At 45.8% G+C, this 13,677-nt stretch carries 14 protein-coding genes; 10 read left to right on the top strand and 4 right to left on the bottom strand.

The window, feature by feature from the left end:
* Positions 1–121: 121 nt before the first annotated feature.
* Both ubiH and AC55NX_RS03485 read left to right on the top strand, forming a co-directional pair.
* On the top strand, positions 122–1,333 hold the full coding sequence (ubiH, locus tag AC55NX_RS03480) for a 2-octaprenyl-6-methoxyphenyl hydroxylase (protein ID WP_496994642.1): 1,212 nt from the start codon (positions 122–124) through the stop codon (positions 1,331–1,333).
* 11 nt (positions 1,334–1,344) lie between these two features.
* Positions 1,345–2,565, top strand: a complete 1,221-nt coding sequence (locus AC55NX_RS03485; protein ID WP_496994479.1) for an FAD-dependent 2-octaprenylphenol hydroxylase — start codon at positions 1,345–1,347, stop codon at positions 2,563–2,565.
* 44 nt (positions 2,566–2,609) lie between these two features.
* Here AC55NX_RS03485 and AC55NX_RS03490 read toward each other — a convergent pair whose 3' ends face one another.
* The 3 genes from AC55NX_RS03490 to ygfZ form a co-directional block, all read right to left on the bottom strand.
* Entirely contained in the window at positions 2,610–2,816 is a 207-nt protein-coding gene (locus AC55NX_RS03490) for a DUF1107 domain-containing protein (RefSeq protein WP_496994480.1), read from the bottom strand.
* A gap of 678 nt (positions 2,817–3,494) precedes the next feature.
* Positions 3,495–3,986: an aminoacyl-tRNA deacylase gene (locus AC55NX_RS03495; RefSeq protein WP_496994481.1), complete on the bottom strand. Its 492-nt coding sequence runs from the start codon at positions 3,984–3,986 to the stop codon at positions 3,495–3,497.
* Positions 3,973–4,947: a tRNA-modifying protein YgfZ gene (ygfZ, locus tag AC55NX_RS03500; RefSeq protein WP_496994482.1), complete on the bottom strand. Its 975-nt coding sequence runs from the start codon at positions 4,945–4,947 to the stop codon at positions 3,973–3,975. Before ygfZ ends, AC55NX_RS03495 begins: the two co-directional genes overlap by 14 nt.
* A gap of 311 nt (positions 4,948–5,258) precedes the next feature.
* On the opposite strand from ygfZ, the gene AC55NX_RS03505 reads away from it, so the two are divergent.
* Positions 5,259–5,519 carry an FAD assembly factor SdhE gene (locus AC55NX_RS03505; RefSeq protein ID WP_496994483.1) on the top strand — a complete coding sequence of 87 codons (261 nt, stop codon included), beginning with the start codon at positions 5,259–5,261 and terminating at the stop codon, positions 5,517–5,519.
* A gap of 31 nt (positions 5,520–5,550) precedes the next feature.
* The gene (locus AC55NX_RS03510) at positions 5,551–5,898 is read left to right on the top strand and encodes a hypothetical protein (protein ID WP_496994484.1); all 348 of its coding nucleotides are present in this window, start codon (positions 5,551–5,553) and stop codon (positions 5,896–5,898) included.
* A gap of 40 nt (positions 5,899–5,938) precedes the next feature.
* Here the strand turns inward: AC55NX_RS03510 and nadB are convergent, their stop codons facing one another.
* Positions 5,939–7,552 (bottom strand): L-aspartate oxidase, encoded by a 1,614-nt coding sequence (gene nadB / locus AC55NX_RS03515; protein WP_496994643.1) that lies wholly within the window; start codon positions 7,550–7,552, stop codon positions 5,939–5,941.
* Between the two features lie 431 nt (positions 7,553–7,983).
* On the opposite strand from nadB, the gene rpoE reads away from it, so the two are divergent.
* The 6 genes from rpoE (at position 7,984) to lepB (ending at position 13,669) form a co-directional block, all read left to right on the top strand.
* Entirely contained in the window at positions 7,984–8,556 is a 573-nt protein-coding gene (rpoE, locus tag AC55NX_RS03520; RefSeq protein ID WP_496994485.1) for an RNA polymerase sigma factor RpoE, read from the top strand.
* A 32-nt stretch (positions 8,557–8,588) separates the two neighbouring features.
* Positions 8,589–9,251, top strand: coding sequence for an RseA family anti-sigma factor (locus tag AC55NX_RS03525; protein WP_496994486.1), 663 nt, complete (start codon positions 8,589–8,591; stop codon positions 9,249–9,251).
* The gene (rseB, locus tag AC55NX_RS03530; RefSeq protein WP_496994487.1) at positions 9,248–10,231 is read left to right on the top strand and encodes a sigma-E factor regulatory protein RseB; all 984 of its coding nucleotides are present in this window, start codon (positions 9,248–9,250) and stop codon (positions 10,229–10,231) included. The genes AC55NX_RS03525 and rseB overlap by 4 nt, the downstream gene beginning before the upstream one ends.
* Positions 10,228–10,716 carry a SoxR reducing system RseC family protein gene (locus tag AC55NX_RS03535; RefSeq protein WP_496994488.1) on the top strand — a complete coding sequence of 163 codons (489 nt, stop codon included), beginning with the start codon at positions 10,228–10,230 and terminating at the stop codon, positions 10,714–10,716. The genes rseB and AC55NX_RS03535 overlap by 4 nt, the downstream gene beginning before the upstream one ends.
* Before the next feature lie 125 nt (positions 10,717–10,841).
* Positions 10,842–12,635: a translation elongation factor 4 gene (gene lepA, locus AC55NX_RS03540; protein ID WP_496994489.1), complete on the top strand. Its 1,794-nt coding sequence runs from the start codon at positions 10,842–10,844 to the stop codon at positions 12,633–12,635.
* A 137-nt stretch (positions 12,636–12,772) separates the two neighbouring features.
* The gene (lepB, locus tag AC55NX_RS03545; protein ID WP_496994490.1) at positions 12,773–13,669 is read left to right on the top strand and encodes a signal peptidase I; all 897 of its coding nucleotides are present in this window, start codon (positions 12,773–12,775) and stop codon (positions 13,667–13,669) included.
* Positions 13,670–13,677 lie beyond the last annotated feature (8 nt).

Raw genomic sequence — 13,677 nt, forward strand, 5'->3', positions numbered from 1 at the left:
TGTTGGGCTGATATCGACAATCATATTCAGGGATTCAGTCCATCGTTATTACGCGTGAATGTATCACACTGTAAGCGCCTTGCTGACGCGATCTTGATTGCTGAAGGTTGGTGGCAGAGTCATACGGGAACCTATACAAACGGAAAGCAGTCGAATGAAAATGTTTGATGTCATTATCTCTGGTGGTGCAATGGCCGGAGCGACGCTGGCACTGGCATTAGATGCCAGTTTTGGTGGAAAACTTCGGATCGCTGTGGTTGAGTCGTGTGATTTTTCGGCTCAGGCGCATCCCGGATTTGATGCGCGATCAATTGCACTTTCTGACGGAACTATTCAAATACTCCAAGCCTACCGCCTCTGGGATGCCATCCAACCTTATGCTACACCGATTTCCCATATTCATGTTTCCGATCGGGGACATGTCGGGATGACGGATCTCGAAGCCAGTCATCTTGGGATGTCGGCGCTGGGTTATGTGGTTGAGTTGGCCGATGTCGGTCAGGTTTATCATCGTTTATTACAGGAATGTGCCGCGATTACTCTGTTTTGTCCGGCAACCATTCACAGTGTTGAGCGAACGACTGATGAAGTGCGAGTACGACTCGAAGATCAAACGTCCCTTCATGGTAAGCTGTTGATTGCTGCCGATGGCAATACATCGACCTGTTGCCGCCAGTTGGGGCTCTCCTCAGCAGTGCATGACTTTGAACAGGTTGCTGTGATTGCTAATGTTGAATTGAATCAACCTCATCAGGGGCGGGCTTTTGAACGTTTTACGTCTTCCGGACCGTTGGCTCTGCTGCCTATGTCGCACCAACGGATGTCGATGGTGTGGTGCGTGAGGCCTGATGCTTTTGAAGAGATGATACGCTGGGACGATGAAACATTTCTGTCCCAACTCCAGCAAGCATTTGGGTGGCGACTGGGGAAAATGACTCGTGTCGGAACGCGGACGGCTTATCCTCTCAAACTGACTTATCGCACGCGTGCGGTTTCCCATCGTTTTGCCATTATCGGCAATGCAGCACAAACGCTCCACCCGATTGCCGGGCAGGGATTTAATTTGGGTATCCGGGATATTGCAACATTGGTGGAAGAAGTGCGACGCCATCCGGACGATGTCGGCTGTTATGCTGCGCTGTCTGAATTTCAGCGACGCCGGATGCCTGATCGACAAAAAACGATGACAATGACTTCCACCTTAGTCCACATTTTCTCCAATACGTGGTTCCCGGCGGTTGTGGGAAGAAATTTAGGATTGATGGCCATTGATAACCTCCCGGTGCTCAAACAACCCTTGTTGACTCGGACGCTGGGATACGTATCTCGTTAGAAGGTTTTTATATGATGCAAAGTTTTGATATTGCCATTATCGGTGGTGGTATGGTTGGGTTGACATTGGCCGCAGCACTGAAAAATACAGATTTGAGAATTGCTGTGATTGAAGGCCATACACCGGACTCAACATTAGATGAAGTTCCGGATATTCGCGTTTCAGCCTTGAGCCGGGCCAGTGAGCATATCTTAAAGAATGTTGGGATCTGGGAAGGTATTATCCGACGTCGGGCATCCCCTTATGGTGAAATGCATGTTTGGGAAAAAGACAGCTTTGCCCGGATTGAGTTTGACTGTCAACAGCTTACTCAGCCAGATTTAGGACATATCGTTGAGAACAGAGTGGTTCAGCTGGCTGCTTTGGATGTAGTGCAATCCCAGCAAAATGTCACCTTTTTTATGCCTGCTCATTGCCAGAGTCTGGTTGTGGGTGAAAGTGAAGCCTGGTTGACTCTGGATAATGGTAGTTCTTTGACGGCGAAGCTGGTTGTGGGAACGGATGGCGCAAACTCTTGGGTTCGTCGTCAGCAGGATATTCCGTTGACGCATTGGGATTATGGTCATGCAGCTTTGGTTGCGAATGTGATGACGGAGGAACCTCATCAGCACATTGCACGGCAGATTTTTACACCACAGGGGCCGTTGGCATTTTTACCTCTGGCAGATCCGCATATGTGTTCGATTGTCTGGTCTACGGAGCCCCAGCGGGCAGAAGCATTGCTAGATATGACCGCAGAGCAATTCAACCGCTCACTCTGTACTGAATTTGATCGACATCTTGGTTTATGCAAGCTGGTTAGTGAGCGAGCCGTCTTCCCTTTGAAAATGCGTTATGCCCGAGACTTTGTCCGTGAGCGCATTGCATTAGCTGGAGATGCTGCTCACACCATTCATCCACTGGCAGGGCAGGGGGTCAACCTCGGGTTACTTGATGCCGCATCATTAGCTCAGGAAATCAAGACGTTATGGCAGCAAGGGAAAGACATAGGATACCAACGGAATCTGCGCCAATACGAACGCTGGAGAAAAGCTGAAGCTGCCAAGATGATTGCGGCAATGCAGGGATTTAAGACGTTATTTTCCGGAGATTTTCCGGTGAAAAAATTAGTTCGAGGGATGGGCATGTCGGTGTTGAATCAAGTACCGAATGTCAAAAACGAAATGATGTTGCGGGCTTTGGGAATTCGGGGCCACTTGCCGGAACTCGCGAAAACTGGGGTTATCGAATAAAGTATCACCGAAGGGCAACGGCTCTCGTTGCCCAGTTATTCTGTTTATGCGCATATGTATTTGAGGCGCATGATTTCCTGATTAATTTCTTTGACCGTTCTATAATGACGAGGTTCAGCTTGCTCCGGAAGCATCAGTTTCCCCTGATCGAACTCAAATTTACCGATACCGTCAATGTAGATTCTACCTTTAAATAGCCGACTAATATGTTTAGCAATCATACTCGGTGTATAGCGCTTAAACAGTCTCATATTATCGTCCTTTTCTGAATACCTGAGGTGATGATTAGCCTGATAACTTCAAACCAGCAAACTTCAACATCAACCTTGTGAGAACTCAACTCACCCTCACGATTCTATTTTGTTTCGTTCTTCATGCTGTGATATTTGTAGTGAAATAATCATAACATGATGAGTCAATTGAATTTTTGTGCTGTCATCTACATATTTAACAGAATAAAATGAATGATTTGTATCGATTCTGTTAACTTTGAGACAGCTTACACACATCTTATGCGACAATGTGCTGTCCTCGTTCTCGGTGGACCATTAGGCCGGATCATTGTGACACTTTTATAACAAAAATGCTGAATCATTGTTAAATTTCATGATGCTTATCCATGAATATAGTTTTTGACCGATGCCTGTCAAAAAAAATCCCTGACTTTGATGAAAAAAAGCCCGCATCTGTTTGGATACGGGCGAAATAGTCACAGATGCATTACACAAAAAGTGGATGTACTGACTTGAATCAGTTTCACTTTTTAGTCGATTTAGTCACGATTATGTTAAACGTACGTGACTGAACCAACTCCAACAGACTACGTGAAAAAATAGCAAATGACTATTTATGTTTTATTTTTGATTAATAATTCACTTATGGATTTGATTATGTTTGAGTAATATCACATTTTTTTGCAATCTATTAGATTAGTCGACAGAGAATTCGCGATGAACTGAAAGGATAGTGGGTTGAACCAAAGGGATTAAATCTTGGGTTTGTATTGCGATACCTGCATGAAGAGAACCACTGCTGATAGTCACTTCTGGTTCTTGGGAGATTGCAGGATCAAATAGGATTGGCATGTTGGTTTTAAGCAATAATGGTGTGACGGCGCCGACAGGATAACCGGTCACCTGTAAAACTTGCTCGCTGGTGGCACATGTCATCCTTCGCCAGCCGAGATAAGATCTGACTTTTTGGGGGGCAACAGACAGGTGTCCCGGTACACAAGCCAATGCATAACGCTCACTCATATCTCTCAGTAGTACACACTTGACCATTTGAGCAGGGCGAACACCACGCAAACGAGCCGTTGCTTCGATCGTGACGGCTGCTTGTGATTGTAACAGCAGCCGGTGTGGCACCTGCTGCTGGCGAAGGAATGCAAGTACTTGGGTATCCAGATTAGGATTCATCATCCAGACCATAAGGGAGAGGTTGAATCGTCCACTCTGTTTGTGGCGCATCCTTGATTCTGAATCGGGTATCTTCTTCCAAATTGTTGGGCAGGATGATGAGACCGATTGCTGAATGATCACTGAATGGATAGATGGCAAGGAAGCGGCCGACACTGCGCCAGTTTTCTCCGACGGAACGTTCCAATTCAAGTGGTTGCTCACTGTTGAGTGTTGTGTCGAGGTTTCCTTTGAGTATGTACATAGCGCGTTTGTTCGTACCTCGATACTTTGCTCGCGCCACGATTTCCTGTCCGGTATAACAGCCTTTGCTAAAGCTAATTCCACCGAGAGCCTGAACATTCAGTGCTTGAGGAATGTGTTGTTCCTGCTCATCTGCCGTCACAATTGGCAGGGCTTCTTCAATGTCAAAACGGGTCCATAAGCTTTCAGTGACTTTTTCACCCTGAAAGGCGGCTATCACTGATTGTGCTGTCGGTTTGTCCGTGATTAATAACCAGCGTTGTGCAGAGATTTTTACTGCTGTTCCTCCCGCGATGTCCCGGACATCGCCACGGGTATCACTAAGGCTATTGATATAATGTTCAGCATCTTTTCCCATGACACCAAGGAGAATGTCATCGCCCTGTGTAAGCTCGATCTTAGAAAATACCGCATATTTTTTAAGTGCCTTGAGTTCGGCATCGATGGCACTGGCGGGTTGGAACATGGCGTAGCCATTTTGGTGTTGGAAAATTCGAAATACCGACCAGACTTTTCCTTTCGGGTCGCAATGTGCACCGAACGTTGATTGATTTTTCGCGAGCGAAACGATGTCACAGGTAATCTGACCTTGCAGATAGGATTTCTGATCCGCTCCGGTCGCGGAAATATACCCCCATGAGGTGAGATAAGTGAGGAGTAAATTTGGTAATGGAGTCTCTGGCGTATGTTCGAAAGGGTGAAAGTTGTTTTCCCAGTTCATATCTGTATCACCTTGTGCCGATTGAATGGAGACATTCTATACGTAAATCTTTTGATTCCCAAATCACCGTTGAGATAGACTTCCCTATGTGGCAAGGATGGCACGCGACACTATTTCATGGTAGAGATTGAACGACAAATACGGGCGAGTTCAAATCATACAATCGTTTTCGGATAAATCTTTTGCTAATCGTCAGGAAGGTATGTTAAATCGGATAAGTTTTGTTGCTTAGATTGGACTGTGACCCAGTTAGTAGCGGGTAGAGTACTCCCTTGATACACTAATAAAAATTAAATCAATGAGGTTTTAGAATGTATACCGACGAAGAGAAAGCCCGTATTAAATGGGCATGCCGACGTGGTATGTTGGAACTAGATGTGGTGATTATGTCATTCTTTGAGGAATGTTTTGATCAATTGAGTGAATCCGATCAGCAGGATTTTGCCTCTTTGCTGGAATGTGATGATCCGGATCTCTTTTCCTGGCTGATGGGGCACAAGCGGAGTGAAAATCTCAGTCATGCTTCAATGGTTGATAAGATAGTTGCTTATAACCTTGGTAAAGTCCGTTAATCTTTATGCCTCCGTCTCTTTGAATGCCTATATGGTTCAATGGTTGATTGTTCAACTTTCCATCTGGGCATTAATTTCTACCGATTTTCTCCTGATTCCCTCGATTATGTGTATCTGCTGGCTGTTGAACCTCTGGCATAAGCAACGACTCTTATTACCTGTGATCTCAGCACCATGCCGCTATACGGATACGGGAATGCTAATTGCCGGCGATCAGTTGCAGCGGATTGAACGTGTAGAACTCTCATTTGCAATTTGGTTCGTGATTTTCGTCGGAGAACATGGCAAGCGGCAGATACTGTGGCGTGATAGCTGCCGGGAGCAGACATATCGGCAGCTGTTGGTGATGGAAAAACGGAGGCGTTATCACCTCCGTTGACGAGCAATGCACTGCAACGTGCTTTGAGGCATCTTTGGGATCAAGAGAAGTCTTTAGGATCAAGGACGGTTGGGCCGCTATTCTCCAATTGCTCAGGATAATCCAGTGTGTAATGCAGCCCGCGGCTCTCTTTGCGTTGCATCGCACAACAGATCATCAATTCGGCCACCTGAAGTAAGTTTCTGAGCTCGATTAGATTATTGGAAACCCTGAAATTACTATAGTATTCATGTGTTTCCTGCTGAAGCAGGTGAATCCTTCTCAGGGCGCGTTCTAAGCGTTTATCGGTTCGAACGATGCCCATATAATCCCACATAAAGAGCCGCAGTTCATGCCAATTATGTTGAATGACAACTTCTTCATCGGAGCAGGTAACTTGGCTTTCATCCCAAGGAGGAAGCGACTTGGCAAGCTGAGCATCTTCGAGTTTACTGAGAATATCTTGTGCTGCAGAACGAGCATAAACTACACATTCCAGTAAGGAGTTGGATGCCATTCTGTTTGCACCATGTAAGCCGGTGTAGCTGACTTCTCCAATGGCATAAAGTTGCTTCAGATCGGTTTCCCCTTGTCGATTTACCATCACCCCACCACAGGTATAGTGTGCTGCCGGAACAATCGGGATCGGCTCTTTCGTCATGTCGATTCCCAGACTCTGGAGGCGGGTGTATATCGTCGGGAAATGTTTTTCGATGAAGTCCGCTGGTTTATGGCTGATGTCCAGATACATACAATCTGCACCAATCCGTTTCATTTCGTAGTCGATTGCTCTGGCGACTACATCCCGCGGTGCAAGCTCCGCTCGCTCGTCAAAATCCGGCATGAATCGAGAGCCATCGGGACGACGTAAGAAAGCACCTTCCCCTCTTAAGGCTTCGGTCAGCAAAAAGTTGCGTGAATCCGGGTGGTACAGACAGGTGGGATGAAACTGGTTGAACTCTAGGTTGGCAACCCGGCAGCCTGCACGCCAAGCCATGGCAATCCCGTCACCTGATGAAACATCAGGATTGGATGTATATTGGTATACTTTGGATGCACCGCCGGTCGCCAGAATGATAAATTTTGCTTTAATTGTTTCGACATGCTCATCGTTGCGGTTCCAGACATAGGCTCCGATCACTTTCTTCGGGTCACCACCAATTTTGTCTTCAGTGATCAAATCAAGTGCGTTATGGCGTTCCAGCACTTTGATATTCGGATGATTGATGACGTTATCTTGTAATGATGTCTGCATCGCCATGCCTGTAGCGTCCGCAGCATGGAGGATTCTACGGTGGCTGTGTCCGCCTTCCCGGGTCAAATGATACTTCGGATGGTCTTGGTGACTGTCTTCGTCCAGATCAAATGGCACACCGCCATCAATCAGCCACTGAACACACTTTTTAGCATTTTCAGCAATAAAGCGAACCGTCTCTTCTTCACAGATGCCGCCACCGGCAATCAGCGTATCCTGAACATGTGATTCGATACTGTCGGACTCATCGAATACAGCAGCAATACCACCTTGTGCATAATAGGTCGCGCCTTCACTCCAGGCCCCTTTACTCAGAACAATGACCTGACATTTTTTTGCAACACGTAGTGCGAGCGAAAGTCCGGCAGCTCCGCTTCCGATAACGAGCACATCACACTGATGCTCTTGATTTACACGCATAGTTTTATTTTTTCCCAACAATTCCTGATCTATTTCTCTTCCGTTCATGTCGTTTTCAGCCATGAACAAGTTCCCTGAAGTGACAATTGGACCTTAAGTATTGAAACGTAGCGGCGATATAATCAGTCAGATAAAAATGAATGAATTCCCGATTTCGCTTGTTTTTCTCTTTCACTACATGCAATGCTTGAATAAACACGGTTGACATCGGTGAATTTTACCTCATTTAAGGAAAGTGACGAAGCGCTGATTTGTGAAGCGACCAATTCATCTTTAATATGAAGAAAAATTTCACCGCAGGTGGGAACTATTTCCCTGTGCATGAGTCTCACTATACTGCTCATGTAAGCGGTGGTGTCAATACTACATTTTGAAGTATTAATACCCATATCTGAGAAGGTAAGGGATGAACGATAGGAGTATACGCTCGAATGCACGAGCAGTTGACTGATCAAGTATTGATTGAGCGCGTTCAGAGTGGAGATAAGCAAGCCTTTAATCTTTTGGTGGTTAAGTACCAGAATAAAGTTTGCAACCTCATCGCCAGATATGTAAACAACAGCGGTGATGTCGCTGATGTCGCTCAGGATACTTTTATTAAAGCCTACCGGGCTATTCCTTCATTTCGGGGAGAAAGTGCATTTTATACGTGGCTCTACAGAATTGCTGTGAATACAGCAAAGAACCATATTGTTGCACAAAGCAGACGCCCTCCTGCAAATGATGTGGATGCCGAAGAGGCTGAATATTACGAAAGTGGTAATGTTTTGAAAGAAATTTCGAACCCAGAGAACATTACGCTGTCGAAAGAATTGAAACGTGCTGTATTTGCGGCGATTGATGCGTTGCCTGAAGATTTGAAGACTGCAATGACTTTGAGAGAGTTGGAAGGATTAAGCTATGAAGAAATTGCGGTTGTGATGAATTGCCCTGTCGGAACGGTAAGATCACGGATATTTCGAGCACGAGAAGCGGTAGAAAAGCGGATTGGTTCGCTTTTGTAATGTCTGGAGTTGTCTAGATAATGGTGAATAAAATGGCTGATAAAGAGAAACTTTCGGCGCTTATGGATGGCGAGTTGATCGATAAATCGTTGATTAGCGATCTATCGCACGATCATGAAGGTTTAGAAACATGGCGCAACTATCACATGATTGGTGATGTGATGCGTGGTGATACGCCTCATGGGGAATGGGATATTGCTGCTCGGGTTGCGTTAGCGTTGGAAGATGAACCAATCCATCGTAAAGATTTGGCTCATGAACAACTGAATACTGAGAATCCTGACACTTTGAAAATTACACCTTTGGAATCTCAGCCATCGCCAAAACAGTCCAGAAGACAGTTACCAGCATGGTTAGGTCAATTGGGACAGGCCGCTGTCGCAGCTTGTGTCTCACTGGTTGTCATTGTGGGCGTCCAGCAATATCAGTCCGGTGATGGCACTGATAGTGTGAGCACCACGGATAACGGACAGCTTCCCGTGTTACAGACAATTCCTCTGGCTGGAACTGCTGAGCCTGTTAGTCTGACTCGTGATTCGATGATGAGACATACGACAGAAAATAGCGCTCAGGAGCAACGTCGTCGCGTCAATGCGATGTTGCAAGATTATGAGCTACAGTTAAAACTTTATAGCGAACAAAAACGGGAATCATCTGATCATTCAGGTGAAAACCAAGAGTTAGTTGTTGAATGAAAAAATTTCTGGTCAGTGTTGTAACTGCGCTGTTCAGTTTGAATGTGTCATTAGCCTTTGCAGATGAACCCTCTGCAGAGGCTTTGTTGCATCAGATGAGCCGTGCCAGCCAAAAATTAAATTATGAGCTTTCCTATATTCTGATTAAAAAGAATGGGATCGAGCCGCTGTTGTACCGTCATGCTGTCGAAGATGGTTATTCTTTGGCGCATTTGGTCTATCTGAGTGGTCCTGTCCGAGAGGTTATCCGTCGTGGTGATGAGGTGAGCTATATCGAGCCGGGAATTGAACCATTTACCATCGAATCCACCAAAATGGTGGCCCCGGTTATTCCGTTACTCCATGGTGATATGACTCAACTGAGTCATTACTATGATTTTGTCAAAATTGGTCGTGGAAGAGAAGCCGGAGCAGCATGTCAGGTTATTCGTGTGGTGCCGAAAGATGGACTGCGTTACTCCTATATTCTGTGGATCGATGAGCGAAGCCATCTGCCACTTCGCGCTGATCTGGTTGATCGTGACGGTGAAGTGTTGGAGCAGTATCGGACTATTTCATATTCCCTAAGTGATAAATTGGCTGAGCTGATGCTGAGCTTGAATAAAGCGCAATTGCCACATGTACTTTCATTGCCTGAAAACCCTGTGCAGAAAACGTTCTGGAATGTTGGTTGGGTTCCTAATGGATTTTCTTCTAAAGAGTTGAACCGTTATCGGATGGCAATCACCGATCGTTTAGTTGAAAGTCAAATCTATACTGATGGTTTGTTTAGTTTCTCGGTTTATGTTGCCGAGAGTGACAATCTGTCGTTAAAAAATCAGTTGATCCGTCAAGGCCGCCGGACACTACAGACCGTCGTGAAAGGAAAAACTGAAATTTCAGTGGTTGGTGATATTCCACCGTCCACCGCAAAACGAATTGCGCAATCCGTTACATTTGAACAGCATTCGACAGTGACGCCAAAGGACAGTCAGCCATGATGACAGCTTTGGCAACGGTTGCTCGAGTGCACGAAAATTCTGGTGATTATCAGGTTGAACTGAGTTGTCAGCAGCAGACCAGTTGTAGTCACTGTGCCTCTTCTTCCAGCTGTGGGACAGGTATGGTCTCTAAAGCCATCGGTAAGAAAGTGCTGACTTGGCAACTGCATACCTCCCAGCAGGTCAAAGCGGGTCAGATTGTTGAAATCGGATTTCCTGAAAAAAGCCTATTGCAGTCAGCTGCCATTGTTTATCTTCTTCCTTTGCTCATGATGATTTTAGGTGGTGGGATTGGACAGCTTTGGCTTGCGCCTCTGGTTGGTGGCGGCGAGCCGTGGGTGATAGCCTCTACGCTTTTATTCACCGCTGGTGGTGTATGGATTGCCAAAGTTATGGCCCGTCGAATGGAAAAGCTGTCTCAGGAAGAAGTTGTTTTGCTCCGGGTTTTAGGAGAGCCAATTGTCAGACATGATGTCTCGAAGTGATTTATGATGCGAATCCCTTTTAAATTGGGTAGAATCTGCCAACTTAAATGGAATAGAACCTGTATCTTTGAGACGGTTTGTTCTTTTTCTTCTAAATATTAAAAGAGTTTAATCATCCCAAACCTATGAAGCACATTCGTAACTTTTCGATTATCGCCCATATCGACCACGGTAAATCCACCCTTTCCGATCGCCTGATTCAGGTATGTGGCGGCTTAACCGGCCGTGAAATGGCAGAACAGGTTCTAGATTCCATGGATCTTGAGCGTGAACGTGGTATTACCATTAAAGCTCAGAGTGTAACTCTGGACTACCTCGCAAAGGATGGACAAACCTACCAGCTTAACTTTATCGATACTCCCGGACACGTTGACTTCTCCTATGAGGTATCCCGTTCTCTCGCTTCGTGTGAAGGGGCGTTGTTGGTCGTTGATGCCGGACAAGGCGTTGAAGCCCAGACACTCGCCAACTGCTATACCGCGATTGAAATGGATTTGGAAGTCGTGCCTGTCCTGAATAAGATCGACTTACCAGCGGCAGAACCGGAACGGGTTGCGGAAGAAATCGAGGATATTGTCGGTATTGATGCGATTGATGCTGTGCGGTGTTCTGCGAAGACCGGGATTGGTATCGATGATGTTCTGGAACGAATTGTTTCAGATATTCCACCACCGGAAGGGGATGAAGACGCACCTTTGCAAGCCTTGATTATCGATTCTTGGTTTGACAATTATTTGGGTGTCGTTTCTTTGGTACGGATTAAAAATGGGATCCTGAAAAAGAACGATAAGATCAAAGTCATGAGTACCGGGCAAACCTGGGGCGTTGATCGCATCGGGATCTTTACACCGAAGCAGGTGGATACCGAGAAGTTAGGGACTGGTGAAGTGGGCTGGGTTGTCTGTGGTATCAAAGACATTCTCGGTGCACCGGTCGGGGATACGTTAACTCATGCAAAACATGGGTGTGAGAAACCGCTCCCCGGATTTAAGAAAGTCAAACCGCAGGTCTATGCCGGGCTATTCCCGGTTTCGTCGGATGAATATGAAAACTTCCGTGATGCACTCGGAAAACTCAGTCTCAATGATGCGTCGTTATTTTATGAGCCGGAGACATCGGCAGCACTTGGTTTTGGTTTCCGTTGTGGCTTCCTCGGGATGCTGCACATGGAGATTATTCAGGAGCGTTTAGAACGGGAATACGATCTTGATTTGATCACCACCGCGCCAACGGTTGTTTATCAGGTAGAGAAAACCGATGGTGAAGTGGTTCATATCGATAGTCCGGCCAAGTTGCCGGCGGTGAATGATATCCATGAGATCCGTGAACCGATCAGCCGTTGTAATATTCTTGTTCCTTCTGATTATCTGGGGAATGTGATTACACTCTGCGTCGAAAAACGGGGTTTGCAGGTTGATATGATTTACCACGGTAATCAGGTCGCTTTGACTTACGATATTCCGATGGCTGAAGTGGTTCTGGACTTTTTTGACCGTTTGAAATCAACCTCACGTGGTTATGCTTCTCTGGATTATGCTTTCCAACGTTTTGAAACATCAGACATGGTACGTGTTGATGTGTTGCTCAACGGTGAGAAGGTTGATGCTTTGGCGATCATTACCCACAAAGAGCAGGCCCAGACGCGTGGACGCCAGTTGGTTGAGAAAATGAAGGAATTCATTCCTCGCCAGATGTTTGATATTGCGATTCAGGCTGCCATCGGTAACCACGTCATTGCACGTTCAACGGTGAAACAATTACGCAAAAACGTGCTGGCAAAATGTTACGGTGGTGACGTCAGCCGGAAGAAAAAATTGTTGAAGAAGCAGAAAGAAGGTAAAAAGCGGATGAAGCAGATTGGTAACGTCGAGCTGCCTCAAGAAGCATTTTTAGCCATTCTTCATGTCGGTAAAGATTAATTGACGTTCGGTCTGCTGAACAGATATCCCCATGAACTCAACATGTTGTTTCAACATGTTGAGTGATTTGGATATACACAACTCAAGTGAAAGAATCTCGGTTCTTTCACTTTCGTATTTTTAACAAAGGGAAGTTCATGGCGAATATATTTTCACTCATACTAGTTATTGTGACGCTTGTGACAGGGATTATCTGGGTGCTTGAGAAGTTGGTTTGGGCGAAAAAGCGCCAACAAAAACTCGATGACATTCTGGCTCAGACCAAAGAGATCGATCCAGCCCTACAGAGTAAAATTTTACCGCAGCCGTGGTGGGTGGAAAATAGTGTTTCTATTTTTCCCGTTATTGCGTTGGTTTTGATTGTTCGGTCATTTATTTTTGAGCCGTTCCAGATCCCATCGGGATCAATGAAACCGACCTTACTGATCGGTGATTTTATACTGGTCGAGAAGTTTGCGTATGGCTTGAAAGATCCGGTGACGCATACACAGTTTTTGGCAACCGGTCAACCGGAGCGTGGTGACATTGCCGTATTCCGTTATCCGCCGGATCCTAGCGTTGATTATATTAAACGTGTTGTCGGATTACCGGGGGATATTATCCGCTATAGCCCGGATAAGCGCCTTTGTATTCAGCCGAAAGACACGACAGAATGTAAGATCGTGCCGCAGACAAATCGTGTTCGTAGTGAACTGAAATCGAATGTTGCACCGATGGATCAACTGGATGAGCAACTTGGTCAGGTGAAGCACCATATTCTGATTAATCCATGGCGGATGGATAATCCGATGAATTATAAACCTCGTCCGGGGGTGAATGAATGGGTTGTTCCTGAAGGGCACTATTTTATGATGGGTGACAATCGGGATAACAGTGCCGATAGCCGTTACTGGGGATTTGTTCCTGAAGCCAATTTGGTCGGTAAGGCTGTTGCTATATGGATTAGTTTTGAGTTTAACCGCTCGCCTGATAGCGTATTACCATCATGGATTCCGACCGGCGTCCGCTTGAATCGGATTGGTCAGATTCATTAATATTTACC

Source organism: Vibrio rubrogenes (assembly GCF_059641415.1).